This is a genomic window from Micromonospora sp. NBC_00821 (assembly GCF_036347035.1).
GTDB classification, from domain to species: domain Bacteria; phylum Actinomycetota; class Actinomycetes; order Mycobacteriales; family Micromonosporaceae; genus Micromonospora; species Micromonospora hortensis.
The window spans coordinates 2373387-2398086 of sequence record NZ_CP108880.1; the positions used below are offsets into that span (position 1 = coordinate 2373387).

The 24700-nt window shown below is 70.2% G+C and carries 24 protein-coding genes; 10 read left to right on the forward strand and 14 right to left on the reverse strand.

The genetic code is table 11. From position 1 onward, the window contains the following. Window positions 1-92 precede the first annotated feature (92 nt). Window positions 93-539, reverse strand: a complete 447-nt coding sequence (locus OHB44_RS10875) for an iron chaperone (protein WP_330440683.1) — start codon at window positions 537-539, stop codon at window positions 93-95. Window positions 540-746: 207 nt separating this feature from the next. Here OHB44_RS10875 and OHB44_RS10880 point away from each other — a divergent pair, with 207 nt between their 5' ends. The 3 genes from OHB44_RS10880 (at window position 747) to OHB44_RS10890 (ending at window position 2861) form a co-directional block, all read left to right on the forward strand. After that, window positions 747-1508: a GNAT family N-acetyltransferase gene (locus OHB44_RS10880; RefSeq protein WP_330440684.1), complete on the forward strand. Its 762-nt coding sequence runs from the start codon at window positions 747-749 to the stop codon at window positions 1506-1508. Between the two features lie 44 nt (window positions 1509-1552). Further along, window positions 1553-2275 carry a tetratricopeptide repeat protein gene (locus tag OHB44_RS10885; RefSeq protein ID WP_330440685.1) on the forward strand — a complete coding sequence of 241 codons (723 nt, stop codon included), beginning with the start codon at window positions 1553-1555 and terminating at the stop codon, window positions 2273-2275. Between the two features lie 118 nt (window positions 2276-2393). Next, window positions 2394-2861, forward strand: coding sequence for a hypothetical protein (locus tag OHB44_RS10890; RefSeq protein ID WP_238686413.1), 468 nt, complete (start codon window positions 2394-2396; stop codon window positions 2859-2861). A 94-nt stretch (window positions 2862-2955) separates the two neighbouring features. On the opposite strand, the gene OHB44_RS10895 is transcribed toward OHB44_RS10890, so the two are convergent. The 3 genes from OHB44_RS10895 to OHB44_RS10905 are packed head-to-tail and all read right to left on the reverse strand — an operon-like array spanning window position 2956 to window position 5749. Further along, window positions 2956-3651 (reverse strand): NADPH-dependent F420 reductase, encoded by a 696-nt coding sequence (locus OHB44_RS10895; protein WP_330440688.1) that lies wholly within the window; start codon window positions 3649-3651, stop codon window positions 2956-2958. A gap of 27 nt (window positions 3652-3678) precedes the next feature. Continuing rightward, window positions 3679-4707: an LLM class flavin-dependent oxidoreductase gene (locus tag OHB44_RS10900; protein WP_238686411.1), complete on the reverse strand. Its 1029-nt coding sequence runs from the start codon at window positions 4705-4707 to the stop codon at window positions 3679-3681. Further along, window positions 4700-5749, reverse strand: coding sequence for an LLM class flavin-dependent oxidoreductase (locus OHB44_RS10905; protein WP_238686409.1), 1050 nt, complete (start codon window positions 5747-5749; stop codon window positions 4700-4702). The genes OHB44_RS10900 and OHB44_RS10905 overlap by 8 nt, the downstream gene beginning before the upstream one ends. 111 nt (window positions 5750-5860) lie before the next feature. On the opposite strand from OHB44_RS10905, the gene OHB44_RS10910 reads away from it, so the two are divergent. Both OHB44_RS10910 and OHB44_RS10915 read left to right on the forward strand, forming a co-directional pair. Next, a complete protein-coding gene (locus OHB44_RS10910; RefSeq protein ID WP_238686407.1) occupies window positions 5861-6352 on the forward strand; it encodes a MarR family winged helix-turn-helix transcriptional regulator in 492 nt (163 codons plus the stop codon). Between the two features lie 163 nt (window positions 6353-6515). Next, the gene (locus OHB44_RS10915) at window positions 6516-8489 is read left to right on the forward strand and encodes an ABC transporter ATP-binding protein (protein WP_266303194.1); all 1974 of its coding nucleotides are present in this window, start codon (window positions 6516-6518) and stop codon (window positions 8487-8489) included. 85 nt (window positions 8490-8574) lie between these two features. Here OHB44_RS10915 and OHB44_RS10920 read toward each other — a convergent pair whose 3' ends face one another. The 3 genes from OHB44_RS10920 to OHB44_RS10930 all read right to left on the reverse strand — a co-directional run bounded on the left by OHB44_RS10920 (window position 8575) and on the right by OHB44_RS10930 (window position 12627). Beyond that, window positions 8575-9084, reverse strand: a complete 510-nt coding sequence (locus OHB44_RS10920) for a nitroreductase/quinone reductase family protein (protein WP_330440691.1) — start codon at window positions 9082-9084, stop codon at window positions 8575-8577. A 39-nt stretch (window positions 9085-9123) separates the two neighbouring features. Next, the gene (locus tag OHB44_RS10925; protein WP_330440693.1) at window positions 9124-11727 is read right to left on the reverse strand and encodes a hypothetical protein; all 2604 of its coding nucleotides are present in this window, start codon (window positions 11725-11727) and stop codon (window positions 9124-9126) included. 144 nt (window positions 11728-11871) lie between these two features. After that, window positions 11872-12627, reverse strand: a complete 756-nt coding sequence (locus tag OHB44_RS10930) for a hypothetical protein (RefSeq protein WP_330440694.1) — start codon at window positions 12625-12627, stop codon at window positions 11872-11874. Between the two features lie 344 nt (window positions 12628-12971). Here OHB44_RS10930 and argS point away from each other — a divergent pair, with 344 nt between their 5' ends. After that, a complete protein-coding gene (argS, locus tag OHB44_RS10935; protein ID WP_330441216.1) occupies window positions 12972-14690 on the forward strand; it encodes an arginine--tRNA ligase in 1719 nt (572 codons plus the stop codon). 20 nt (window positions 14691-14710) lie between these two features. On the opposite strand, the gene OHB44_RS10940 is transcribed toward argS, so the two are convergent. From OHB44_RS10940 to OHB44_RS10950, 3 genes are all read right to left on the reverse strand, one after another. Beyond that, a complete protein-coding gene (locus OHB44_RS10940; RefSeq protein WP_238686609.1) occupies window positions 14711-15052 on the reverse strand; it encodes an ArsR/SmtB family transcription factor in 342 nt (113 codons plus the stop codon). 190 nt (window positions 15053-15242) lie between these two features. Then, window positions 15243-16436 carry an endo-1,4-beta-xylanase gene (locus OHB44_RS10945; RefSeq protein ID WP_266303190.1) on the reverse strand — a complete coding sequence of 398 codons (1194 nt, stop codon included), beginning with the start codon at window positions 16434-16436 and terminating at the stop codon, window positions 15243-15245. A 324-nt stretch (window positions 16437-16760) separates the two neighbouring features. Then, a complete protein-coding gene (locus OHB44_RS10950) occupies window positions 16761-17591 on the reverse strand; it encodes a PIG-L family deacetylase (protein ID WP_238686400.1) in 831 nt (276 codons plus the stop codon). A gap of 189 nt (window positions 17592-17780) precedes the next feature. Here OHB44_RS10950 and OHB44_RS10955 point away from each other — a divergent pair, with 189 nt between their 5' ends. Then, a complete protein-coding gene (locus OHB44_RS10955; protein ID WP_266303189.1) occupies window positions 17781-18686 on the forward strand; it encodes an alpha/beta fold hydrolase in 906 nt (301 codons plus the stop codon). A gap of 17 nt (window positions 18687-18703) precedes the next feature. Here OHB44_RS10955 and prfH read toward each other — a convergent pair whose 3' ends face one another. Both prfH and OHB44_RS10965 read right to left on the reverse strand, forming a co-directional pair. Then, a complete protein-coding gene (prfH, locus tag OHB44_RS10960; protein WP_330440696.1) occupies window positions 18704-19321 on the reverse strand; it encodes a peptide chain release factor H in 618 nt (205 codons plus the stop codon). Continuing rightward, window positions 19318-20505 (reverse strand): RNA ligase RtcB family protein, encoded by a 1188-nt coding sequence (locus OHB44_RS10965; RefSeq protein ID WP_330440697.1) that lies wholly within the window; start codon window positions 20503-20505, stop codon window positions 19318-19320. Before OHB44_RS10965 ends, prfH begins: the two co-directional genes overlap by 4 nt. Before the next feature lie 173 nt (window positions 20506-20678). On the opposite strand from OHB44_RS10965, the gene OHB44_RS10970 reads away from it, so the two are divergent. Next, on the forward strand, window positions 20679-21209 hold the full coding sequence (locus tag OHB44_RS10970) for an adenylate kinase (RefSeq protein ID WP_330440698.1): 531 nt from the start codon (window positions 20679-20681) through the stop codon (window positions 21207-21209). A gap of 37 nt (window positions 21210-21246) precedes the next feature. Continuing rightward, a complete protein-coding gene (locus tag OHB44_RS10975) occupies window positions 21247-21693 on the forward strand; it encodes a YybH family protein (protein WP_330440699.1) in 447 nt (148 codons plus the stop codon). A gap of 96 nt (window positions 21694-21789) precedes the next feature. On the opposite strand, the gene OHB44_RS10980 is transcribed toward OHB44_RS10975, so the two are convergent. Together OHB44_RS10980 and OHB44_RS10985 are read right to left on the reverse strand one after the other, a co-directional pair. Further along, window positions 21790-22923 (reverse strand): ice-binding family protein, encoded by a 1134-nt coding sequence (locus OHB44_RS10980; RefSeq protein WP_330440700.1) that lies wholly within the window; start codon window positions 22921-22923, stop codon window positions 21790-21792. Between the two features lie 240 nt (window positions 22924-23163). Beyond that, a complete protein-coding gene (locus tag OHB44_RS10985) occupies window positions 23164-23817 on the reverse strand; it encodes a class I SAM-dependent methyltransferase (protein WP_330440701.1) in 654 nt (217 codons plus the stop codon). A 119-nt stretch (window positions 23818-23936) separates the two neighbouring features. Between OHB44_RS10985 and OHB44_RS10990 the strand changes: the two genes are divergently transcribed. Beyond that, window positions 23937-24692 carry an SDR family oxidoreductase gene (locus tag OHB44_RS10990; RefSeq protein ID WP_238686392.1) on the forward strand — a complete coding sequence of 252 codons (756 nt, stop codon included), beginning with the start codon at window positions 23937-23939 and terminating at the stop codon, window positions 24690-24692. Window positions 24693-24700 lie beyond the last annotated feature (8 nt).

Consider the following 24700-nt stretch of genomic DNA (forward strand, 5'->3'; position numbering starts at 1 on the left):
GCTCATACCGCATCGTCCGCACCACCTGTCTCCATCGGCTCCGGCCCTCGATCATCGCACTGTGAGCGCGCCGACGAGGGGGCGGGCGTCGGTCAGGAGACCGCTCTCCGCACCAGCTCGGTGATCTTCTTCTCCACGGCCGGGCTCCACTGCTGCAACGCGTACGCCACCGGCCAGAGATCCCCGTCGTCGAGGTTGGCCGGGTCCTGGAAGCCCAGAGTCGAGTACCGGTAGTTGAACTTGCCGGAGTCCTGGAAGAAGACGACGATCTTGCCGTCCTCCTTCGCGTAGGCGGGCATCCCGTACCAGGTCTTCGGCATCAGGCCCGAGGCGGCGGCGGTCACCGTCACGTGCACGCGCTCGGCGAGCGCTCGGTCCTCCGGCTCCATCTGCGCGATCCGGTCGAGGACCGCTTGCAGCCCGTCCGCCTTCTTGGCGCCCTTCTTGCCCTCCGCGCGCAGCTCGTCGGCGCGCTCCTTCATCGCGGCCCGCTCCTCGGGGCTGAAGCCGTCGGACACGGTAGTGGTCTTCGCGGACATTCTCGGGCTCCCTCTGTCGTCAGGTTGGCGTGCTGCCGCTCACCTGGGGAAAGGCTAGGCCGCTCGGCCTCTGGCGGGCTTCTCGATTCCTGATCGGTTCGAAGCCGGACAGCAGGTGGTGGTCCTCGCGCCCGTGATTTGCTGGTCAGCGTGATCGGTGGCTAGGTTGACGACCGAAGCAGAACGACCGGTCTAGGGAGTCCCGAAATGAACATCACCGCCGATCGGATGGCGGCGGCGTACTTCGACGCCTTCGAGACCCTGTGCAGGATGACCCCGAAGGGTGGGTACGCCGAGCGGGGCACCGCCCGCGCGGGGGTGACGCAGGCCGGCGTCGCGACGCTCAACGCTGCCTACGACAGGTCCACGGAGCCCGACCTCGCGGCCCTCGACGAGATGGCGACCGAGGTCGGCGGGCAGGCCGCGCAGTGGTCGATCATCGTGAGGGGCGAGGCGGACGACCAGGTCGCTGACCTCGCCGCCCGGCACGGCCTCCTCGAACGCGCCGAGCTGCCAGTGCTGGCCTGCGCGGCGGACGACCTCACCTTCCGCGCCGGCTCGGCAGAGCGTCCCTCGGTTCGTCAGGTCGGCGCCGCCGAGAACGATCTCTACACCGACGCCCTCACCCGGAGCTTCGAGGTTCCCGAGGGCCTCTTCGGATCGCTGATGGGTGGTGCGGTGCTCGACGCCGACCCCATCACCGGCTACCTGGCCGAGGAGTCGGGCCGGCCCGTCGGCACCGGGCTCGGAATGCGGACCGCCGGGGTGATTGGCGTGTTCAACATCGCCGTCGTTCCGTCCGCCCGGGGTCGTGGCCTGGGCCGGGTGATCACCGAAACGGTTCTGCGGGACGGCATCGCGGCCGGTGCGGACGCCGCCTACCTGCACACCAGCGTGATGGGTCGGCCGCTCTACGAGTCGATGGGCTTCACGCTCGTGGAGACCTGGACCATGTTCCACGCGCGGTGACGGACGATGTCGACCGGGCGGTGTCAGTGACGGGGGAGAGGGTCATGACCTTCAGTGAGAGCGTGCGCTCGGCGTTTCGCCGAGGCGAGACCGACGCCGTGGTGCGGATGAGCGAGGCCGAGATCGAGCGGGCCCACGCGGCCGGCGATCCGGCGGGCGAGGTGGAGGCCCGCTACAGCCTCGCCCGGGTCGCCATTCGCGGCGGTGACCTGCCGGGCGGAGAGGCACGGGCCCGGGAGGCTCTCGCGGTGGCGCTGCGCTCCGGCGACCGGGCCCTGGAGGAACGACCGCGGCACGTGCTGGCCGGCGTCGCGAGGATGTCCGGCGACCTGCTCCGCGCTCGGGACCTGTACCGGGAGAGCATCGCGCTCAACGAGGCGCTCGGCCAGCCCAAGACGGTCAACTCCGAATATCACAACCTGGCGTTCTGCGAGTTGGGGCTGGGCAACGTGGAGGTGGCCCGGACGCTGTTCGCCGAGAACCGCGAGCGGGTGTTCCGCAACGGCTGGGCGGACTTCGTGCCGTACGTCTGCGTTGCTGGCGCCGCGCTCGCGACTGTCGAGGGGGACCACGCCCGCGCGGCGCGGATGATCGGTGTCGCCGATGCCGCGTTCGCGGCGCTCGGCCAGGTGCCGGACCCGGACGACGCCGCGGACCTCGCCCGGATGCGCGCCGCGGCGACCGAGGCGCTCGGCCCGACCGACTTCGACCGGGAGTACGCCGTGGGCCAGCACCTCGAACCGCGGGCGGCGTTCGGCAGCGGCTGAACCGCGGGGACTGTTGCCCGTCGTTCGACAGCGGTCTTCCAGCGTTCGGAACGAATCCGCACTGTTCCGTACACCCTGATGGCTTGTGGGGCATGCGTGGCGATGATGGGTTCGCCTCATGTCAGTCAAGAGAGCAACGCGACCAGCTTTCATCGTGGCCCTGGCGGCCCTCTTCGTCCTACTCGCCGGCGCGCCGGCCGCGGCTACCATCGCGACGCCGGCCGGCTGGCCGCCCGACGTCGTGGACTGCGTCGACGCGCCGGGCCCTTCCTCCAGCTCGTCGTCGCCAGCCCAAGCCTGCTTCCGGGCCTACGGTGACCAGATCTGGGTCTACGACCGCGACACGCCGTACGCGGCCATCGGGGAATGGCAGAACCAGCTCTACTACGGCGGAACCTGGCACAACTACCGCAGTGGCGACTGCCAGAACCTCGAAGGCGAGGGTGCCTGGGGAGTGTGCAACTACGACTTCTACGAGGACGGCACGACTCACCGCTACCGAGATCAAGGCAGTCGGGTGCGGTTCCGGGCCTGTGGCGCCTGGGGCTGCTCCGGATGGTCGCCCTGGTGGCGTAACAACAACTAGCTCCGGGGCACGATGACGATGATCGGGTCGGCGGGCGGGTTCGGAGACTCCCCGCGACCCGATCATCTCTGACCTGAGCGGCCCCAGGTGACGGCTACGACGCCGTGCGGGCAGCCGTGATGATCCGTCCCCGCTCCGACTCTCCGAAGCGGTCGAGCATGGCGCGTACCTCGTCGGCGCTCACGTTGGCGCCGAACAACTCGCTGCCCGGTTCGAGTCGTACCCCCTCGGCCAGCGGGCCGGCGACGACCGGATCGAAGCCGAGCGCGTCCACCAGGGCCGCGACCTCGGTGAGGTCGGCGTCGCCGGCGATCGCGATGGCCTTGCGGCCTGTCGCCCCCGCCGGCCGGGCCTCGTCCTCCAGGTCGTGATAGCCCATGTGGTTGAACGCTTTCACGACGCGTGAGCCGGACAGGAACGCCTGGACGGTCTCGCTCGACGAGGTACGCGGGTTGGTGAGGTCGTCGCGAATGCCGTCGATCTCCCACCAGTAGTTCATGGCGTCGACCACGAGCTTGCCGCGCAACGCCTCGGCGGGAACGCTGCGGTACTTGCCCAGGGGCAGGGCGAGGATGACGACGTCGGCGTCGGCCGCCGCGTCGACAGCCGTCGTGGCCTCGGCCCCCGGGGCGAGGACCTCGACGGTGAGGGCGATCTTCGCCGGGTCGCCGGAGCCGGCCACCCGTACCCGGTAGCCGGCGGCGACGGCGAGCCGGGCGAGCACCGTGCCCACCTTGCCGGCCCCGAGGATGCCGAGGGTCGCCGGCTGGCTCCGGTCGTTGTCGTTCATGTCGTCCTCTCGCTGGGAAAGTGCTGATCAGGCCAGCAGTTCGCGGACCATGGGGATCACCTTCGAGCCGTAGAGTTCCACGGCGCGCATCCGGGCGCTGGCCGGTTGCGCTCCGGCCGAGTAGATGAGGTCGAACCGGCCGACGCCGAGGCTGCGGATCGCACGGGCCATCCGGCGGGCCACCGTCTCCGGTGAACCGATGTAGAGGGAGCCGTTCTCCACCTCGGAGTCGAACTCCTGGCGGCGGATCGGTGGCCAGCCCCGCAGTTTGCCGATCCGGTCTCGCATGATCCGGTAGTGCGGCCAGTAGATCTCCTTGGCCTGCTCGTCGGTGTCGGCGATGAAGCCCGGCGAGTGCATGCCGACGGGGTGCGCGGTCGTACCGAGCTGGTCGGCGGCCCGCCGGTACAGGTCGATGTAGGGCGCGAAGCGCTCGGGTGCGCCACCGATGATGGCGAGCATGAGTGGCAGCCCGTACTGGGCGGTGCGGACGACCGACTGCGGCGAGCCACCCACACCGACCCAGGTGTCCAGGTGACCCGATTCGGTCTTCGGGAACACGTCGGCGTTCTCCAGCGGGGCACGCAGGGTGCCGCTCCAGGTGACCGGCTTCTCGTCCAGCAACTTGACGAACAGTTCGATCTTCTCCTCGAACAGGGTGTCGTAGTCGCGCAGGTCGTAGCCGAACAGCGGGAACGACTCGGTGAACGAGCCGCGACCGAGGATGACCTCGGCCCGGCCGTTCGACAGCGCGTCCACTGTGGCGAAGCGCTGGAACACCCGTACCGGGTCGTCGGAACTCAGCACTGTCACGCCGGAGGCCAACCGGATCCGCGAGGTGCGGGTGGCGATTCCGGCCAGCACCGTCTCCGGTGTGGAGACCGAGTACTCCGGTCGGTGGTGCTCGCCCAGGGCGATGACGTCGACCCCGAGTTGGTCGGCGAGCACGGCCTCGTCGACGACCTGCCGGATCGCCGCCGCGTGGGAGACGAGCTTGCCGTTGTCGTCCTCCGGTACGTCGCCGAACGTGTCCAGGCCGAACAGCAGATCAGACATGGTTGGGCTCCTTAGCCAGCAGCTCCCGGACCCGCGGCGCGACCTCACTGCCGAGCAGTTGGATGGTGCGCGCGCGTGCCTCGCGGGGCAGGTGCATGATGTCGTACTTCAGGTCGAAGCGGCTCAGCCGCAGGTCGCGAGCGACAGTGGCGATCTTCTGCGCCACCGTTTCGGGTGAACCGACGAAGAGCGCTCCGTGATCGATTTCGGCCTCGTAGCGCGCGCGGTCCGGTTTGTAGAAGCCGCGTTCGGCGGCCAGGGCCGCCACGACCGGCTGCCAGTATCGCCACCACGTCTCCACCGCCTCCTCGTCGGTGTCCGCGACAAGGCCGAGTGAGTGCTGCCCGATTGGCTGCAGGGTATGCCCGAATTGTTCGAGCGCCCTGGTGTACAGGTCGACGTGGCCGGCGAAGCGCTGGGGGCGCCCGCCGATGATCGCGAGCATGAGCGGAAGTCCGTGCCGGGCGGCGCGGATGACCGAGTTCGGGCTTCCCCCGACACCGATCCAGGTCGGGATGCCGCCCGGCTGCATCAGTGGGTGCAGCCGCTGCGCCGTCAGTGGGCTTCGTACCGTCCCGGACCAGGTGACCGGTTCGTCCTGCTGAAGCCGCAGGAAGAGGTCCAGCTTCTCCTCGAACAACCGCTCGTAGTCGGCCAGGTCGTAACCGAACAGCGGGAACGACTCGGTAGCGGACGCGCGTCCGAGGACGATCTGGGCGCGGCCGTCGGAGACGGCGTCGAGGGTGGAGAACTCGTGGTAGAGCCGTACCGGGTCGTTCGTGCTGAGCACTGTGACCGAGGTGCCGAGGCGAATTTTCTCGGTCGCCGTCGCGACCGCGGCCAGCAGCACCGGTGTCGCCGAGTCGTTGTGGCCCTCGCGGTAGTGCTCACCGACGCTGAACACGTCGAGTCCCACCGACTCGGCGAGCCGTGCCTCGTCCACGAGCAGCCGTACCGTCTCGGCGTCGCTCAGGACCCGGTCGCCGTCGGTGGCCACCTCCCCGAACGAGTTGAGCCCCAGCTCGAAGTCTGCAGCTGCCATCGTCTCCTCCTCGGTGCAATCCGCCGGCGACCCACGGGGAGCGGGACCTACCGGTTGACGTGTCAATGATGCTAACTTCGAGATTGACACGTCAATTCCCAGGAGAGTGAGATGACGGAGGCCACACCCGGCCGGCGGGGCGGACGCCAACTCCCGACCGCCGACGAGCTGCGAATCTGGCGGGACTTCATCGAGACGACGGCAGCGCTCGGCTCCCGGCTCGAGTCCCGCCTACAGGGCGACTCCTCGCTCTCTACCGGGGACTACGCAGTGCTCCTCGCCCTCAGTGAGGCGCAGGGCGAGGCGATGCGGTCGTCCGAACTCGCCTCGCACATCGGGTGGGAGCGGAGCCGGCTCTCCCACCACCTCGGGCGGATGGAGCGGCGTGGCCTCATCCGCCGCCAGGAGTGCGCCACTGTTCCCCGCGGGGCGCAGGTGCTGCTCACGACGGCCGGCGCCGACGCGTTCCGGGGAGCCACCTTTCCGCACCTGCGCGCCATCCGGGAGCTCTTCGTCGACGCCCTCACGCCGGAGCAGATCGTCGCGGCGGGCGAGATCGCCACGGCGCTGAAAGCGCGCCTCGACGCTCCGCGCACACAGTGACGCACCGGGACGCCTTCCCGGCGACCTCGCATCGATAACGGCGAGTGTTCGGGCGATTGCCGAGAGCTATCTTCGGGTGGTCCAATCCTCCAGAAAGCCGCCACCCGCCGCCCCGCCAGCCCGGCAGGGACTGGCGACGGCTGCGCCGCCCGGAGGTACGTCCATGAGCGAGACCGCCACCGCAGAGGCTCACCGCACCAATCCCGGCACGCCTCACGCTGGACGTACGGAGTCGGTGCTGCCGGAGCTGCGGGAGATGTGGTGGGAGACGGGGGTGCGGGCACGGGCGGAGGCCGGCCTCTTCGCCGTCTTCGCTGAACTGCCCAGGCTCGTCCGGACAGCCCTCGGCATCAGTTGGCGCGCGGACCGGTTCCGTACCGGTGTGGTGGCCGCTGCCACTGTCGGCGCGGGCGTGATGGCCGCCTTCGGCCTGTTGGCCACGCAGCGGGTGTTGGTGGAACTGTTCGCCGGCGGACCGACAGCGGACAAGGTGCGGGCGGCCCTGCCCGCGCTGGCCGTGCTGGCGGCGACTGTCGCGCTCCGCGCGGGGATGGGCATCGCCACCGGGTACGCGCAGAACGGCTTGACACCCCGGGTGAGCCGTGAGGTGGAGCGGGGCCTGTTCGAGGTGTCCACAGCGGTCCGGTTGGAGGCGTTCGACGCCGACGCGTTCGCCGATGACATGGAACGCGCCTCGCGCGGCACCGAGTCGACGATCGCGCTGGTGCAGGCGTCGATGAACCTGCTCGCCGGGCTGGCCGGGCTGCTCGCCGTGGCGGCCGCCGTCATCGTCATCCATCCGCTGCTGCTGCTGGCGCTGCTGGTCGCCACTGTGCCCAACGCGTGGGCGTCGCTGCGGGCCGGTCACCTGCGTTACCAGACGTACAACGCCGGGTCGGTGCGCCGACGTCGCCTGTGGTTGCTGCACAAGCTGATGGCCGAACGGGCCTCGGCCCCGGAGTTGCGCTCCTACGGGCTGCGCCGGTTCCTGCTCGACCAGTACGACCGGGTGATGCAGGTGGAGACCGACATCCAACTCGCCCTCGCCCGGCGCGTCACGACGACCACCACTGTCGGAGCCATCGTCGGCGGCCTCGCGACCGGCACCGTCTACGCCCTGCTCGGATTGCTGCTCCTCGACGGGCAGATCCCGCTCGCCGCCGCGGCGACCTGCGTCATCGCTGTGCAGTCCGCGCAGCGGTCGCTGTCCATCGCCACCTTCCAGGTCGACCACGTCTACACCCAGGGGCAGCACTTCGGCGACTACACCGGTTTCATGGCCCGCGCCGACGCCTACCTACCGACCAGCACCGGACCCGCTGCCGCCGCCGATCCTGACCGGCTGCGGGAGTTGACAGTCAACGAGGTGAGCCTGCGCTACCCCGATCGGGACGACCCCGCCGTCGACGGCGTCACGTTGACGATCACCGCCGGGCAGACTGTCGCGTTCGTCGGGGAGAACGGTTCGGGTAAGACGACCCTCGCCGCGATGATCGCCGGCCTTCGCGCTGCCACCGAGGGCAGTATCGAGTGGAACGGTCGCCCGTTGTCGGACTGGAACGTCGACGGGCTGCGCGCCCGGATCGCCGTGGTGACGCAGGAATACCACAAGTGGCCGTTCACGGCGGCCACGAACATCGCCATCGGCGACGTCGACAGCGACGCCCGGCAGGACCGCATCGAGGCCGCCGCCGGCCGCGCCGTCGCCCACGACATGATCAACGAACTTCCACACGGGTACGAGACGCTGCTCGACCGGACCTTCGCGCGGGGCCAGGACCTCTCCGGTGGGCAGTGGCAGCGCATCACCGCGGCTCGCGGGTTCCTGCGCGACGCCGAACTGCTGATCATGGATGAGCCGTCCTCCGCGCTCGACCCCCGCGCCGAGGACGCGCTGTTCCAGACGATCCGGGACCGCAGAGGTCGTGCCACCACGATCCTCATCACGCACCGGCTCGCCAACGTCCGGCACGCCGACCGGATCTTCGTCCTGCACCACGGCCGGCTCGTCGAGGCCGGCACACACGCCGACCTCGTCGCCACCGGCGGCCGGTACGCCGAACTGTTCGCCCTCCAGGCCGCCGGCTACGACGCGAACCTGGCCGAGGGTCACCGGCACAACCCGACCTCCCGTTGAGGACTCGCACTGGCGGCCTCGGCGCGCGAGCTAGCCGCGCCGCCGTCGGCGCGATCGTCCTGGTCGTGAGCTTCGGCCTGGGTCGCTACCTCGCGTTCGGCCGTTGACCCGACGATGGGGATTCACCCTCTGATCTGGGCTCCAGGACCACCACTGTGGTTTCCGACGATCGCCGCGCCGCGTGGGCGTCGAAGTTCTTGTCGGCCTCGCGCCAGCGTGGCCACAGTCGTGACCGCTCGTCGTCGGTGGCGGCCCGACCGCGCACCAGCCGCCGCCCGTCGGCCAGCTCGACTGACGCGTCCGGGTGGGCCTGGAGGTTGAGCCACCAGGCCGGGGCGCCTTCGCCCCACCCGTTCATCGCCACCCCGGCCAGGTTCGGGCCATCCTCGAAGTACGCGATGATGACACTGCGCTGCTGACCGGTGCGGCGACCGGTCGTGGTCAACCGCAGCGTGCCCCACCGGTGCTCGCGCGGTCGCCACAGCCCAACTTTGCTGCCGGTGACCCGGTACAGGCCCCGGTGCACCGACCAGGCCAGCCGGATGAACCACCGCGGCGGAAGCCACGGCGCCTTCGTTCCCTGACCGTCCGACATGGCGAACCTCCCGTAGCGACGGATGATGATGGGTTGGCGTCACCTGTGACGTGCGGCGTACGCCGCGAAGTGATCGGCCCAGCGGCGGGTGACGACCTCGGCGGGCTCGAGCCACTGGGTTGGTTGAGCGGGCAGTGGAAGGCCGACCGACTCCAGGAAGCACTCGACCGGGATCATCGACCGGGTTCGCGACGTCAGCCGGCTGAGCTCGTCTCGTAGTCGCTCCAGGCGGTCGCGGTCGCCGACGATCAGTGCGGTACAGGATTCGGCAAGTCCGTAGCGGTACCCGATGTCGCCCATCGACGCCTCGTCCAGGATTCGTAGCCGGTCGATGGTCGGCGCGATGTCCGTCGGGGCAGAGTGTCCCAGCAGGACAGTGGTCAGCAACGCCGAGCGGGTCGCTACCAGGTGGCCGGACAGGTCGGCCTGCTCGGCGAAGTCGAGCATCTCGTCGGCGCTCACATCGCCGCGGAAGAACGCCCGCCGCATCAGCAGTGTGCCGACCTCTTCCAGGTACTCGCGCTGGCGACCGGCGTCGCGCAGCTTCGCCATCTTGTCGGGGACCTCGGCGAAGTAGCGCTCCGGCCGGCCATGGGCGTACTCCGCCACCCTCGTGATGAGGCTCCGCACCGGGAGCCCCTGCGCGGCCTGGTCGGCATCTGTGAAACGTCGCGCCAGGCTCAGCACCTGTGGACGCTGCCCGAGGTGCAGTGGCGTGGGCTTACGTGCGACCAGCTCGTCGAAGACGGCGAGCGCCTCGTCCCAACGCTGGTGCAGCCGCAGGGTGTAGCCCAGATGCCGGCCCGCGGGCGTCCAGAGCGGGTGATCGGAGTCGAAGATCTCACGGAGCAGACTGAGCCGCTCGTCCACGGGCGTCTCGATGGACTTGGCCGCGATGAAGTTCAGGACCAGGCGGCCGTACCCGGTGCGGCTCGCGGCCGGCACCCGGGACCGTAGGCCCTGCACCGAAGGACTGAACACGATCGCGCGTGACAACCAGTCCGCGTAGTTCTCGCTCGGAGCTGGCTCCAGCGTCGTGCCCTGCTCGCACACCAGCACGACCGCGACACCGATCAGGTCCAGGACCTCGCGATTGTCTTCACGATCCTTGGCGTCGTCATGCAGACGTCGGACCGCCGCTGCGGCCCGGCCGGCGGCCAGTTCCCAGTCGCGCTCGGCCCAGCCGCCGGAGATCTGGTGGTCGGACCGGCGGATCGCCTCCCGGACGGCGTCGTGAATCCGGTACGGGAAGCGGTCGCCGTGGTGGTGGTCGATCATCGGACGCCGAACGGCCCGCTCGGCGCACCCGTGGTCGACGTCCGCCGCGGCCGCCATCAGGTGCGTGTCGAAGACCCGGAACAGGCACGCGGCCCGGATGGCCCGTTGCTCGTCGGCCGGAACGTCGTCGAGGATGCGCATCACCAGCGAACCGAGGGAGCCCGTGACGTCCTGGGCCTTCACCTGGCGTCCAACCCCGGCATCCTTGATCGAGATGGCGACCTGCCGGGCCAGTTCCAGATACTGCGGCAGCCCCGCCGACGATCGGACGAGGTGCTCGACGACGTCGTCGCTCATCGGCAGGTCGAGTCGGGTACGTCCGCGCAGGATCAGCGCCCGGGTGTCCGAGGGGGAGAGGTTGCCCACGAGATGCTGCCGGGGATTGTCCGAGGCTCCCGGCACGAGCCCCGGCCAGGTCCAGGCACCGCGGTGCGGAAGGTCGACGCGGCTCTCGTCGTACCAGTCCAGCAGATCGCGCCCGGTCAGCACGAACAACACGTTCGGCATGCAGTGGATCAGCCGGTTGAGGTGCCCCTCCGAGACCCGTCGCGGGTCCAGGGCGAGCCGCTCGGTCGTGTCGACGAACACCGCCACCAGGGGCGACGGAACGATCTGGGCCAGCTCCCACGACAGAGCCGCGGCGAGTTCGCAGGCCAGGGCCGGTCGAGGCTCGGTGGGGCTCGGCTCGTCGGCGCAGCGGAGCAGGAAATCCTCGAAGCCCGGGAACCCGTCGACGGCGAGCCGCAGATCACGTCGGCGCCGAAGTACGCCGACGACCTTCCGGACACCACGCACTCCGAGCGAGGCGGCCGTGCCACCGGCGAGGTCCGCCAGCGAGCCGAGGTCTTTGAGCACCTCGCCCGCCGTCTCCGCCACGGAGTTCTCCAGCTCGTCCCGCCCCCGGAAGCGTGGCAGCGGCTCACCGGGACGGAGGGCCGACCAGTAGGCGGTGAACGCCAGGTCGAAGACCGGCCAGCGGCGGCGGATGCCGGCCGCACCGGCCCTCAACGCGAGCAGTGCGGCCGGAAGGTCCATTCGACCGGCAGAGCCGTGCAGGTCGATGCGGGCCGTCGCGTCGACGGTGGTGGCCGGAGGTGGACCCCAGCCGTTGACGAGCGGGAGATCGTGACGGACCCAGGCCTCCAACCGTTCCGAGAGAGCGGTCTTGCCGATGCCGCCCAGGCCGTAGAAGGTCAGTACGTTGTGGCGGGCGACCCCGACCTCGTCGTCGCTGTCGAGCAGCTGGCGAAAACGGTTCAGTGTCGACTTGAACGCCTGGGACTCGCTCTCCCGGTCGGTGAACAGCTCGCCGGCGTGCGGTGGACCGTCGCGGTGCTCGCCACTGCCCGGGGGAGAAACCTTCATCAGCCGCCACATCCAGGTCGTCGACGTCACTGTGGACCGAGATCCTCTAGTCTCCGGGCGCGAGGGCGGCTCGGGTCGAGGTGTCCATGATCCGACGGAGAACAGGACCGGTCGGTGGAAGCCGTTGTGGCGGCGGCCTCGGGGTTACCGCTGCCAGGCGTCGATGGTGCCTACGCCGTCGCGGACGACCCGGTCCAGGATGGCGGGGTTGCCGCTGGTGCCCTCCCACCCCTGGTCGTCGAAGACCGTCACCGCGCTGTCGACGCGGGCCACAGCGATCTGGCTGGACGCGGTGCCGCCGGTGCGTTCGCCGTTCAGGCTCGTCTCGGGCCACGTCCGGGTCAGCAGCAACGCCTCGTCGCCGACCCCGGGCAGCGCCTTGCTCTTGACGGTGACGCGGCTTCCGGACTGGTCGTACGAGGGGCACGTCTGTAGGGCGGTGCGGAGCCGGCTCAGGTAACCCGCGGCGCCGTCGCCGTCGAAGGTGAAGATGGTCTGGTGGATCATCCCCTGCGGCACGTTGCTGGAGGGCTCGCCGGCCTTCTGGTAGGTGACTGTCATGGCGGCGCTCGCGGTGACCTGCCGGCCGCCGGTGCCGAACTCGTTGCCGCAGAGCTTCGGCAGGGCCTCCTCGACGGGTGTCGTCCGTCGCGGAGACTTGCGCAGCTCGGCGGGCAGCTCGACGAAGGCCGAGGTCGGGATGGTTACCCGGGTGCTCGCGCTCGGCGATGGCGGGTCTGTCGGGGGCGCTGACGCCGACGCGGTGACCGGTGCGGTGGTTGCCGGGGCCGAGCCGGGCGAATCCTCGGTGGCGGTGCAGGCAGCGGTCAGTGCGACGGTGCCGAGCAGCGCTAGCGCGCGTCGCGTACGGGCCATCGACAGTGGTGTGTATCGGCTCATCATCACCCCTCGTTTGTCCCGAGGACGTTCCCTGCCCCGAGTCGACCGAAACGACAATGGGCCCCTCGGGCATCGGCGGGACCGCGGAATTGGGGTGTCGTCGCCTCGGCCGGGTCGCTAGGCTGCCCCGCATGACCAGCGTGATCGCTCAGTGCACCGGACTGTCGTGTGACGTCCAGGTCGGTGCGGGGCGACGCCGGCGATCCGTCGCCCGCCCGCGCTGACCTGTTTCCTGCGACCGGCGGATCGAGCCGCCGGTTGTTCGCTGGTCGTCCTCGGTCCGCCCGTATCTCCCCGTCAACGGCTCACGTGGCAGCGTGGGTCCGAGCGAGATCGGCGTACTCATGGATCTTGAAAAGTTGTTGTCCGACCGGCTGGCACCGGCGTTCGCGGCGGTGGCCGGCGGCCCGGTCGACCCGCTCGTGCGGCGGTCCCCGCGCGCGGACTTCCAGTCCGACGCGGCGCTGGCGCTGGCCCGGCGGCTCGGCCGCCCGCCGCGCGACATCGCCGCCGCGGTGCTGGCGCACGCGGTGCTCGATGACGTCGGCGTGTCGGCGGAGGTCTCCGGGCCGGGCTTCCTCAACCTGACGGTTACCGACCGGGCCCTGGCCGACCTGGTCGCCGGGCTGGCCGGTGACCCCCGGCTCGGCGTGCCGCCGACCGCGACGCCGCAGACAGTGGTGGTCGACTACTCGGCGCCCAACGTGGCCAAGGAGATGCACGTCGGGCACCTCCGCTCCACGGTCATCGGTGATGCTGCGGTCCGGCTACTGGAGTGGCTCGGACACCGGGTGGTGCGGGTCAACCACCTGGGTGACTGGGGGACACCGTTCGGCATGCTGATCGAACACCTGATCGACCTCGGTGAGGCCGAAGCCGCGCAGAACCTGTCGATGGGGGACCTGGACACCTTCTACCGGGCGGCCCGGGTGGCGTTCGACGCCGACGAGGCGTTCCAGGAACGGTCGCGGCTGCGGGTGGTCGCGTTGCAGGGCGGTGACGAGCGGACCCGCCGGTTGTGGCGGCTGCTGGTGACGCAGTCAGAGCGGTACTTCCTGACCGTGTACGACCTGCTCGACGTGACGTTGTCCGCTGCCGACTTTCGGGGCGAGAGCGCCTACAACGACCTGCTCGCGGGCGTCGTCGACGACCTGGACCGGTTGGGGCTGCTGCTGCCCAGCGGCGGGGCCGAGTGCGTCTTTCCGCCCGGGTTCACCGGCCGCGACGGCGAGCCGTTGCCGCTGATCGTGCGCAAGAGCGACGGTGGGTACGGCTACCCCGCCACCGACCTGGCCGCGCTGCGGCAGCGCGTCGGCGAGTTGGGCGCCACCCGGCTGCTGTACGTCGTCGGCCTACCGCAGCGGCAGCACTTCGCGATGGTGTTCGCCGTCGCCGAGGCGGCCGGCTGGCTCTGCCCGCCGGCACGGGCCGAGCACCTCGGCTTCGGGTCCATCCTCGGCGCCGACGGGCGGATGCTGCGCAGCCGGGCCGGTGAGTCGGTGAAGCTGGTCGGGCTGTTGGAGGAGGCGGTCGCCCGTGCCACCGACCTGGCCCGGAGCAGGAACCCGGATCTGGACGCCGGGACCGCCGAGGAGATCGGCCGCGCGGTGGGCATCGGCGCCATCAAGTACGCCGACCTGTCCGTCGACCGGACCAAGGACTACGTCCTGGACTGGGAGCGGATGCTGGCGCTGGACGGCAACACCGCGCCCTACCTCCAGTACGCGTACGCCCGGATCCGGTCCGTGCTGCGGCGGGCCGGGACCGCCGTGCGGCCGGACGCCCCCATCGTCGTCGCGCAGCCGGCGGAGCGGGCGCTCGCGGTCGAGCTGCTCGGCTTCGCGGCGGTGGTCGGCGAGCTGGAGCAGAGCCTCGAGTTCCATCAGCTCGCCGGTTACCTGCACCGACTCGCGACAGTGTTCAACGCGTTCTACGAGCGCTGCCCGGTGTTGCGTGCCACGGATGAGCTGCGGGAGAGTCGGCTGCTGCTGGCCGAGTTGACCGCCCGGACCCTGCGGCAGGGGCTGCGCCTGCTGGGCATCCGCACAGTGGAGCGGATGTGACGAGCCGCCTTCCGGCCCGGTCAGCGGGCCCTCTTCGTCGCCCGCTTCCTGGGCGGCGTCAACAGGTCGGCGATCTGCGCGATCGCGGAGGGCACCAGGCGGTAGTACGCCCAGACCCCGCGCTTGTCGCGTTCGAGGAGGCCGGCCTCGGTGAGGATCCGAAGGTGATGACTCACCGTCGGCTGGGAGAGGTTGAGCGCCGCGGTGAGGTCACTCACTGACGCCTCACCTTCCGGCGCGGACTGGATCAGGCTGAGCAACCGGAGTCGCGCCGGATCGGCGAAGGCCTTCAGCACCCCCGCTAGCCGTTCGGCATCGGCCCGCTTGATGGGATCGCCGGTGAGCGGCGAGATCGCAGGCATGGCAGTTTTCGCAGTTCCCACGCCTGCCATAGTGACACCAACACCATCAATAAACCGGCAGATCCGGCACCAGCCCTCCGATGGCGTCCGGATGGCGACAGCGGAACCACCGAACGTGAGTCGAACGTCGACGTCCGTGGTGGCACACGGGCCGTGTGGAGCTTCGGGAAGCTCCACACGGCCCTGGGCGTCAGCGGCGGGGTCTGGGTGCGATGCGGGGCAGGACGTACGGCGGCCCTGCGAAGATCAGGTCGGACTTCAACTCCTGGTACGCCCGCTTGGGCTGGTAGTTCTCGTCGTAGATGGTGGCCAGGCCCTCCGGCGGGTCGTCGAACCAGCCCGGCACCCACGAATGGTTGTCACTGAAGCCCCAGACGGTGTACGACAGGCAGCTCCGCACGGCGAGGCACGCCTTCATCAGCACGCTGAAGTTCGCGGCCGACGCCTGGAGCCGAGGGTTGATCTCCTCCGCGTTGCCCGCCTGGACGCCCTCGGTCAGCTGGCTGCGGACGTCGACCTCGGTGAACGCTGTCGCGACGCCGAGCCCGCTGAACTTCTTCAGCGCGGCGGTCACCTGGAGGGTGTCGAAGTTGCCGTACTGGGTGCCCAGGTGCCCCTGGGAGCCGACGCCGTCGATCGGGACGCCCTGGGCGCGCAGGCTCTTGGTCATGTCGTACACGAACTGGGTCTTGTCGTCCGCCGGGTTGCCCGAGCCGAACGCCTCGATGTTGTAGTCGTTGTAGAACAGCAGGGCCTTGGGGTCGGCGGCCCGCGCCCAGCGGAACGCGTCGGCGATGTAGCCGGGCCCGAGGTTCTGCGCCCAGAAGCCCTTGTAGTGCAGGGTCGACGGGGTGTCCCACGGGTCGCTGACCGCCTCGTTGACCACGTCCCACTGCCAGATCTTGCCCTTGTAGCGGTTGACGACAGTGGTGATGTGGTTGCGGAGCAGCTCGCGCAACTCCTGCTTGCTGATGGAGCCGTCGGCGACGCCGCTGGTCAACCAGGCGGGCAGTTGGTTGTGCCAGACCAGCACGTGACCGCGCACGCTCTGCCGGTTGCGCTTGGCGAAGTCGACGAACTCGTCGGCCGGCGCCCAGTTGTAGGCGCCGCGGGTTGGCTCCAGGCTCTCCCACTTCATCACGTTCTCGGCGGTGACCGAGGCGAACTCGGAGGAGGCCAGCTTGCGGTACTGCGGGTCGCTGGCGTCGTTGAGGGCAGCCATGTCGACCGCGGTGCCGACGTGCAGGCCGTGGCGCAGGCCGAGGGTGCCGAGGCTCTGCGTCGTGGGGTCGTACGGTCGACTCGCGGTCGCCGGCACCGTGTTCAGCGTGGCGATGGTCGCGACGGCGACCAGGCCGACGGACGACCACTGTCTTAACTTCATGTGCCTTCCCTTCCAGACGATCAATAGATAGATGTCGATCTAGGAGGTGAGGGTCCGGTGGTGGTCGGGGGAAACGCAAACTGATGGGGTGACGCCGGTAGTTCCGGCCGGAAACCGGAAACTTGCTCGAAACGTTAAGCCGATCTATGTCTGGGCGTCAACGCTGAAAACTTCCGGAAATTCATCACATGACCTGCCCAGCGTTGAAGGGCTGGCGGTCGAAACTTTCGGCGGCCGGTTCGCGTGGTGAGGTCACGGCGGCGCACAGCGCAGGCATCGTCGACCCGGTGGCCGACGATGCCTGGTGGCGTTACGGAAGAGCGATCAGCGCAGACCGGCGAAGAGGTCGTCCTCGGGGGTCGGCGCGCCCGTCCGGTCCCGGACCCGTACGAAGGTCTCCACGCCCATCAGCTCGGTGAACCGCTCCTGGCCCAGTTGCAGGAAGAAGATGTTCTCGGTCTGACTGGCGTGCGTGGCCAGCGCGTCGAACTTCTGCGCGCCGTACTTGCTCGTGTCGACCCAGGTGGTGATCTCGTCGTCGGGCAGGCCGAGCTGCGGGCCCGGCTCCGCCGCCGCGTCCGGATCGGCCCACTCGACGCCGAGCTCCTTCATGATCCGGCCGAACTCCGCGAACGCCGTAAGCGGCACAGTGGTCCAGTAGACCTTCGCCGGGACGTCCGTCTGCTCGACGGCGGCCATGGTGATCCGATGGGCCTGGATGTGGTCCGGGTGGCCGTAGAAACCGTTCTCGTCGTACGTGACGATCACATCCGGCTGGTACCGCCGGATCAGCTCGGCGAGTCGGGCCGCCGCCTCCGCCACCGGTGTCGTCCAGAACGCGCCGGGCAGGTCGTTGGTGGGCCAACCCATCATCCCGGAGTCGGCGTAGCCGAGGGTCTCCAGGTGAGTGACGTTCAGCGTGGCGCAGCTGGCCTCCAGCTCGGCCTGGCGCATCGCCACCACGGCGGCCGGGTCGTGCCCCTCCTCGCCCGGCTTGACCCCACCCGGGCCGTCCCCACAGCGCCCGTCGGTGCAGGTCACGAGCACTGTGGTGACCCCCTCGGCGGCATAGCGGGCAAGCACGCCACCGGTGCTCGTCGCCTCGTCGTCGGGGTGGGCGTGCACCGCCATCAGGGTCAGAGGTCGCTCAGCCATGCCATCACCCTACGGTCATCCGGTTACGACCCCACGACCTCCACCGGGAACGTCGCAGGACGTGGTCATCCTAGCCAGTTCGGCATCCGTCGAGCGGTCCTTGTGTGAACGGTGCTCAGGCTCCCGGTGGGTCGTTAGATTCGGGCGTGATCGGCACATCCGAGCAGGTCCGAACGCGGGGAGAAGTCGATGGCAAGGGCTGCTGGCGGGTTCACCGACCTGCGACAGGTCGAGGCCGGAGTGCTGAACGTCGGCTACGTGGACGCCGGGCCGCCCGACGGGGACGCGGTGATCCTCCTGCACGGGTGGCCGTACGACATCCACAGCTTCGCCGACGTCGTACCGCTGCTCACCGCCGCCGGTCACCGGGTCGTCGTCCCGTACCTGCGGGGCTATGGCACGACCCGGTTCCTCTCCGACGACGCCATGCGGAACGGCGAACCGGCGGCCATGGGGCTCGACCTCATCGCCCTGATGGACGCCCTGAACATCGACACCGCGAAACTCGCCGGGTTCGACTGGGGCGCGCGGACCGCCGATGTCGTCGCCGCGCTGTGGCCCGATCGCTGCCGGGGACTGGTCTCGGTCAGCGGTTACCTGATCGACGGGCAGAAGTCGGGCACGGTCCCGCTGCCGCCGAAGGCGGAGTTCGCGTGGTGGTACCAGTACTACTTCGCCACCGAGCGCGGTCGGGAAGGGTACGACAAGAACCGGCGCGACTTCGCCAAGCTGATCTGGCACACCGCGTCGCCCAGATGGACGTTCGACGACGCGACGTTCGACCGCAGCGCGGTGGCGTTCGACAACCCCGACCACGTCGACATCGTCATCCACAACTACCGCTGGCGGCTGGCCCTCGCCGACGGCGAGCCGCAGTACGCGGAGATCGAGGAGCGCCTGGCCGCGAAGCCGACGATCACGGTGCCGAGCATCTCGCTGGAGGGCGACGCCAACGGTGCGCCGCACCTGGAGCCCACCGTCTACGGCAAACAGTTCGCCGGCCCGTACGAGCACCGGACCGTCGGGGGCGGTGTCGGACACAACCTGCCGCAGGAGGCGCCGCAGGCATTCGCGGACGCGGTGCTGGAAGTCTGAGTCGCTGGGCCTCCCGGTCACCGGGGCGTCGGACGTTCCACCCGCACCGGATCGCCACGAACCAGCCCGTCGTGGATGCGCCACCGGGCGGTGGTGACGGCCCGCCGCGCCGCCTCGTCGCCCTGCTCGATGCGTTGGCGCAGCAGGTCCAGGGCGATCCGACGGTTGAGGCTGAACTGCCGCTCCTCGTCCACCACGACCACCAGGCCCGAGGGGCGGTGCGTCGCGCGTACCGCAGTGCTGGCCTTGTTCCGGTGTTGACCACCCGGCCCGCCGGTGCGGCAGGCGACGATGTCGACGTCCATCTCGCGGAACGTCGTCGGCCGAGCGTCGCGCTCGGGCGGCTGGGCGGTGACGTACCAGTTCTTCCGACCGACGCCCGACCGGTACGGGCTCGGGGCCTGCCAGCACAGCGTCCCGGTCCACGAGGCCGCGAACGCCTCGGCGTCGACGCCGGAGATCCGGATCAGCGCCGACCGGTAGGTGCCGGCGGGGTCACCGGGCACCGCCTCGACCTGCTGGACCGTCAGACCTCGGCGGACGCCCTCGTCGCGCAGCCGGTGCAGCAGGTGGCTCAGTGCCCAGGCGCACTCCTGCGGCCCACGCCCGGCCGACAACAGCAGGAACGTGGTCATGAGCGGCCTCGCCGGGCGCGGTGGCCCCGCCGCTGCGGGCGTGCGGCGGACCCGAGGTCGGGCGTCTTGTAGGTGACCACTGGCGTCGTGCTGACCACCGGTGTGGCCAGCCGGTGTTCGACCAGGTCGGCGATCACCTGCTCGATGCGCTTGTACGCCGTGGGTGCCTCCTCGAAGAGCAGTTGCCGGTCACCACACACCACCAGCGAACCCACCGGGGTACGGCGTAGCTCCTCGACCGTGTGCTTGGCCCGGCCCCGCCGCAGGGCGTCGGCGCGCGACATCTTGCGGCCAGCGCCGTGGGCCACCGAATGGTTGGCCTCCGGCCCGGCGTGCGCGGCCACCAGGTAGGACGCCGTTCCCCGGGTGCCGGCGATCAGGACATCGCGCCCGTCGCCCGGCGCCGCGCCCTTGCGGTGCAGGTAGACCCCGTCTCGGACCTCGACCAGGTTGTGACACTGGTCGACGATCGGCGCGGTGGGCTCCGCCCCCAACGCGTGCGCCACCCGGGTGGCCAGCACCCGGCGGTTGAGCGAGCCCCAACGCACCGCCTCGTCGTGCATTTCGAGGTAGGCGGCGGGGTCGGGCGTCGCTCCGGCGCCGTGGACCTCGGTGTGTGCCCGCAGGATCCGCTCGCCCAGACCACGGGAACCGCTGTGCACGATGAGCACGAGATCGCCCGCGTCGAGCCCGAGCCGGCCCGCGTGCCGTACGTCGAAGACGGTGTCGACGCGGGCCAGCTCCACGAAGTGGTTGCCCCGGCCCACCGTTCCGAGACCGTCGAGGTGGCCGGCCGGAACGTCACAGTCGACAGCGGCCCAGGCGGGGTCGTCGGCGTCGCGTACCGGGTCGAGCGCCTGGTCGAGGTCGGGGAACCGGGCGGCGAGCCGTTCCGGTACGGCCCGCTTGAGCGTGATCGGAAACACGGCGATGCCGCAGCCGATGTCGGAGCCCACCAGGAGCGGATACAGCACTGTCGACGCCATGGCCGCGCCGATGGGCGCACCCTTTCCGGGGTGCAGGTCCGGCATCGCGGCGACGTGCCGCATGCCGTCCAGGGCGGCGACCTGTTGGCACTGTGCGAGCGCATCGGACTCGATCCAGCTCGCGGAAGAGGCGAACACCGTGACGGTGGCCGGGGCGGACGGAGGCAGGGGCTCCCGAGGGAGATGGTGCTGGGACAAGGAGGCTCGTCTCTGGCTGCGAACGTGAAGGCGGACGGCGTCACGGCCCCCGGGAGGCATCACCGGTGGCGCGGAGCAGGGGGGTGGAGTCCGTCAGTACGTCATGGACGTCACTCTGGCCGAGGCGTGTTGGGCACGACAACCGATTTTTCTTCACGACGTACGCTGCCGCGATGAGCGCACCGCGTCGCATCCTGGTCTATGGGGTGTACGGCTCCGGCAAGTCCACCCTCGCGGCGCGGTTGGCCGACCACCTCGGACTGCCCTGGTATCCGGTGGACGACCTGCTCTGGCAACCGGGCTGGGTCGAGGTGCCGGTCGCCCAGCAACGCGCCCGGATCGAGGAGGTCTGCCGACGGGACCGCTGGATCATCGACGGGGCGTACCACGGCTGGCGGGACGTCCCGATGGCCCGCGCCGATCTGGTCGTCGGCCTGGACTATCCACGATGGTTGTCGTTCGGGCGGTTGCTCCGCCGTACCGTCAGCCGGGTGGCCACCGGCGAGGTGATCTGCAACGGCAACCGCGAGTCGCTGAGCAGTGTGCTGTCCTCGGACTCGATTCTGGTGTGGCACGTCGCCGCCTTCGGCCGGGCCCGACGGCGGATGCGGGCCTGGCAGGCCGACCCGTCCGCGCCGCCAGTGGTGTTACTGCGCTCCCCAGCGGAGCTGGACGTCTGGCTGGCCGGGCTGCCCCGCCGGTGAGGTCACGCGGACACTCGCCGAACTGAGAGGACCGAGGATGAAGTCGACGGAGACACCGGTACGCGACGAGATCATCGCCTTCCTGCACGCCTACGCGAGGGCCGTCGAGACCGGCGACAGCGCCGCCGTTGCCGCGAGCTACGCCGAGACGTACATCGAGGGCGACCCGGGCGGGGCGGCGGCCGTCACCAACGACGCCGGGTACCGGGCCGCTCTCGACGAACGCCACGCGGCGATGACCGAGCAGTTTGGTCTGACCGGAGCGCAGGTGGCGGTTCTGGACGTTCTCGATCTCGCACCGGGGTACGTCCTCGTGCCGACCAGGTGGACGTTGGACTTCGCGCCGCCCCGGGGCACGGCCGGCAGCGCGCAGTTCGCGCAGACCTACGTGGTACGCCTCGGCGACCCCCGGCCCCAGATTCTGCTCTACCTGTCCCACGAGCGGGAGGACGAAGCCATGCGCGGGTTGGGGCTTGTGGACTGACCGTCCATGGCGAGCGCGTCGTCGGCCCGCTCCCGGTGGGGAGCGGGCCGACGACGTGACCTGGCCCGGCCGGGATCACACCGGCCGGGCCACCGATCAGGACTCCAGGCGTCGACGCCGGGCCAGGAAGAACGCGACAGCGCCCAGCACGACCATCACACTTCCGACGCCGGTCATGGCCGGGATCGCACCGCTGCCGGTGACAGGCAGGATGGGGTGCTTGCCGCCGCCACCAGGTCGACCGGGAGGTCCGGGGGGTCCGGACGGACCGGGCGCTCCGGGGCTACCGGGCGCGCCAGGGGCTCCCGGCGCTCCCGGCGCTCCCGGGCTTCCGGGCGCTCCCGGGCTTCCGGGCGCTCCGGGGCTGCCGGGTGCTCCGGGGCTGCCGGGTGCTCCGGGGCTGCCGGGTGCTCCGGGGCTGCCGGGTGCTCCGGGGCTGCCGGGCGGACCGGTGGGCCCGGGTGGGCCGGTCGGTCCGGGCGGGCCCGTCGGCCCGGCGCAGATCGGCGCGGTGATGACGTTGGTCTGCAAGGTGACGGCCTCGGTGCGCGCCAACGCCCGGCCCTGGAGGGTCGCTCCCGTGGCCATCGTGATCGCGGCCTGGGCCATGATGGTGCCCACGAAGGTGGTGCCGGTGCCGATCGTCGCCGAGCTGCCGATCTTCCAGAACACGTTGCAGGCCGATGCCCCGTTGATCAGGACGACGCTGCTGTTCGACGCCGTCGTCAGCGAGGAGTCGATCTGGAAGATGAACACGGCCGACGGGTCGCCCTGGCCGTTGAGCGTCAACGGTCCGGTCAGTTGGGCGGCCCCGATCCGGTAGACCCCTTCGTTGAGCGTGTTGCCCCCCAGCTCGGCCGGGAGGTTGGTGAACGGGGTCCGGCCGGCGGCGTCGTTGAAGGCGATGGTCAGGTCGCTCTGAGCTTGGAGCGCGACAGCGTCGCCGAGGTGGATCTCGCCGCCGATGGTTGCCGTTTCGAAGCCGGACGAGGTGTTTCCGGGGAACCGCCCGAGGCTCTGGGCCAGGAAGCTGGGGCCGGTGTTGGTGGGCTCCGCTCCGGCCAGGACGGAGAAGTCGGCCGCCGTCCCCAGGTTCACCGGCGCTTCCTGCGCGTTGGCGGCGGTCGAGCTGAAGAGCAGCAGGCTGGCTGCCACAGTGGCGGCTGCGCCAGCCGCGAGCGACGGCAGGACAACTCGCCGCCGCAGCCAATTCTTGGGTTTAGCTGTCACAGAACACCCTCCGTGGGTACTACTCGCAGGAGACGGCCAGCGAGTGGCGTCCTGCGTGATACGGCCTGTATGGCGCCGATAAGCGCGCTGACCACCACATCACGCCAGGTGTTCAAATGAGAGCAAAACGGGACAATAGCCAGGTTGCAACTATCTGAATTGGATCGACCTTCGCGTTCGTGTTTCGCCGCTTCCACGGATGGCGGGTGGGCGCGGCGAAGCGGTCGAGCCGATCTCGACCTATTGCCGGACCGTCGGGACCGGCCTAACCGCGCGGCCGAGGACGCAGGGGGAGGAGGGGCTGTTGCTGGCGGCCGGGAAACGGAACCCGCGCAGCTCCTCGACCTCGAAGCCGGCCGCGGCGATGGCCGCGACGGTGTCGCGATTGGTGTGGCAGCCGGCGAACAGCTTCGGCCACAGTGTGGCGTCGAGGAGTCGTTGAGCGCGGTGCAGACCGCTGGCCTCCTCGGCGGCCACGTGCTCGAAGAACCGCACCTCGCCTCCGGGGCGCAGCACCCGGCTGATCTCGGCCAACGCGCTCGCCTGATCGGGCACTGTGCACAACACCAACGCGACCACCGCCGCGTCGAACTCGCCGTCCCCGGCGGGCAGCGCCTCGGCCAGACCGTCGACGACAGTGACCGGAACCGGCGCGGCCGACGCGGCGCGCTCGGCAGCGGCACGCAGACGCCGCTCCGGTTCGACAGCGAGGACCTCTGTCACCCCCGGCGGGTAGTGGGCGAACATTCGTCCGTTGCCCGCGCCGATCTCGATCACCCGGCCGGAGAGGCCGGCGACCAGGTCCTGGCGGAACGCCGCAGTGCCGGCACGGTCCATGGCGACGCTGAGCCGCTCGTAGACCCGAGCGAACACCGGGTGGGACACCGTGGCCACGTCGACCTCCTGATCTCCGTCGAACTGTTCTCTGGCGATTGTCCTGCATCCGCGCACGCTTTCCGTCTTACTGGTTTGCAGCACGACTCAACCCAGTGCAGACAGGACGTGGTGCGACCATGAAGATCGTCGTGATCGGGGGCAGCGGCCTCATCGGCTCCAAGCTCGTGGACCGCCTCGGCGCCCAGGGCCACGAGGCGGTGCCGGCATCGCCGAAGACCGGCGTGAACACCCTGACCGGCGAGGGAGTGGCCGGCGCGCTCACCGATGCCGAGGTCGTCGTCGACGTGTCGAACTCGCCATCGTTCGAGGCCGCCGCCGTACTGGAGTTCTTCGAGACCTCGACCCGGACGCTTCTCGCCGCCGCGTCGGACGCCGGGGTGAACCACTACGTGGCGCTCTCCATCGTGGGGTGCGACCGGATCCCGGACAGCGGGTACATGCGCGCGAAGGTCGCCCAGGAGAAGCTCATCGTCGCGTCCGGACTCCCGTACTCGGTGGTGCACGCCACCCAGTTCTTCGAGTTCCTCCAGGGCATCATCGACACCGCCACTGAAGGCGACACCGTGCACCTCGCGCCGGTGCTCATTCAGCCGATGGCCGCGGACGACGTCGCGGCCGCGGTCGCCGAGGTCGCGCTCGGCGCGCCGACGAACTCCGTGGTCGAGGTCGCCGGCCCGGAGCAGTTCCGCCTCGACGAACTGGGCCGCTCCCTCCTCACCGACCAACAGGACCGTCGTTCGGTGGTGGCCGACCCCGACGCCAGGTACTTCGGCGCCAAGCTGGGCGAACGCTCGCTCGTCCCGGCCGACGGTGCCCGCCTCGCCGGCACCGCCCTGGACGCCTGGCGTACCCGGGCGGGCCGGGAACGCTGAGCCGGCCC

Coding starts and splice junctions, on each gene's coding strand:
- OHB44_RS10875 (WP_330440683.1), bottom strand. CDS start 539: ATGTCCGCGAAGACCACTACCGTGTCCGACGGCTTCAGCCCCGAGGAG.
- OHB44_RS10880 (WP_330440684.1), top strand. CDS start 747: ATGAACATCACCGCCGATCGGATGGCGGCGGCGTACTTCGACGCCTTC.
- OHB44_RS10885 (WP_330440685.1), top strand. CDS start 1,553: ATGACCTTCAGTGAGAGCGTGCGCTCGGCGTTTCGCCGAGGCGAGACC.
- OHB44_RS10890 (WP_238686413.1), top strand. CDS start 2,394: ATGTCAGTCAAGAGAGCAACGCGACCAGCTTTCATCGTGGCCCTGGCG.
- OHB44_RS10895 (WP_330440688.1), bottom strand. CDS start 3,651: ATGAACGACAACGACCGGAGCCAGCCGGCGACCCTCGGCATCCTCGGG.
- OHB44_RS10900 (WP_238686411.1), bottom strand. CDS start 4,707: ATGTCTGATCTGCTGTTCGGCCTGGACACGTTCGGCGACGTACCGGAG.
- OHB44_RS10905 (WP_238686409.1), bottom strand. CDS start 5,749: ATGGCAGCTGCAGACTTCGAGCTGGGGCTCAACTCGTTCGGGGAGGTG.
- OHB44_RS10910 (WP_238686407.1), top strand. CDS start 5,861: ATGACGGAGGCCACACCCGGCCGGCGGGGCGGACGCCAACTCCCGACC.
- OHB44_RS10915 (WP_266303194.1), top strand. CDS start 6,516: ATGAGCGAGACCGCCACCGCAGAGGCTCACCGCACCAATCCCGGCACG.
- OHB44_RS10920 (WP_330440691.1), bottom strand. CDS start 9,084: ATGTCGGACGGTCAGGGAACGAAGGCGCCGTGGCTTCCGCCGCGGTGG.
- OHB44_RS10925 (WP_330440693.1), bottom strand. CDS start 11,727: ATGAAGGTTTCTCCCCCGGGCAGTGGCGAGCACCGCGACGGTCCACCG.
- OHB44_RS10930 (WP_330440694.1), bottom strand. CDS start 12,627: ATGAGCCGATACACACCACTGTCGATGGCCCGTACGCGACGCGCGCTA.
- argS (WP_330441216.1), top strand. CDS start 12,972: ATGGATCTTGAAAAGTTGTTGTCCGACCGGCTGGCACCGGCGTTCGCG.
- OHB44_RS10940 (WP_238686609.1), bottom strand. CDS start 15,052: ATGCCTGCGATCTCGCCGCTCACCGGCGATCCCATCAAGCGGGCCGAT.
- OHB44_RS10945 (WP_266303190.1), bottom strand. CDS start 16,436: ATGAAGTTAAGACAGTGGTCGTCCGTCGGCCTGGTCGCCGTCGCGACC.
- OHB44_RS10950 (WP_238686400.1), bottom strand. CDS start 17,591: ATGGCTGAGCGACCTCTGACCCTGATGGCGGTGCACGCCCACCCCGAC.
- OHB44_RS10955 (WP_266303189.1), top strand. CDS start 17,781: ATGGCAAGGGCTGCTGGCGGGTTCACCGACCTGCGACAGGTCGAGGCC.
- prfH (WP_330440696.1), bottom strand. CDS start 19,321: ATGACCACGTTCCTGCTGTTGTCGGCCGGGCGTGGGCCGCAGGAGTGC.
- OHB44_RS10970 (WP_330440698.1), top strand. CDS start 20,679: ATGAGCGCACCGCGTCGCATCCTGGTCTATGGGGTGTACGGCTCCGGC.
- OHB44_RS10975 (WP_330440699.1), top strand. CDS start 21,247: ATGAAGTCGACGGAGACACCGGTACGCGACGAGATCATCGCCTTCCTG.
- OHB44_RS10990 (WP_238686392.1), top strand. CDS start 23,937: ATGAAGATCGTCGTGATCGGGGGCAGCGGCCTCATCGGCTCCAAGCTC.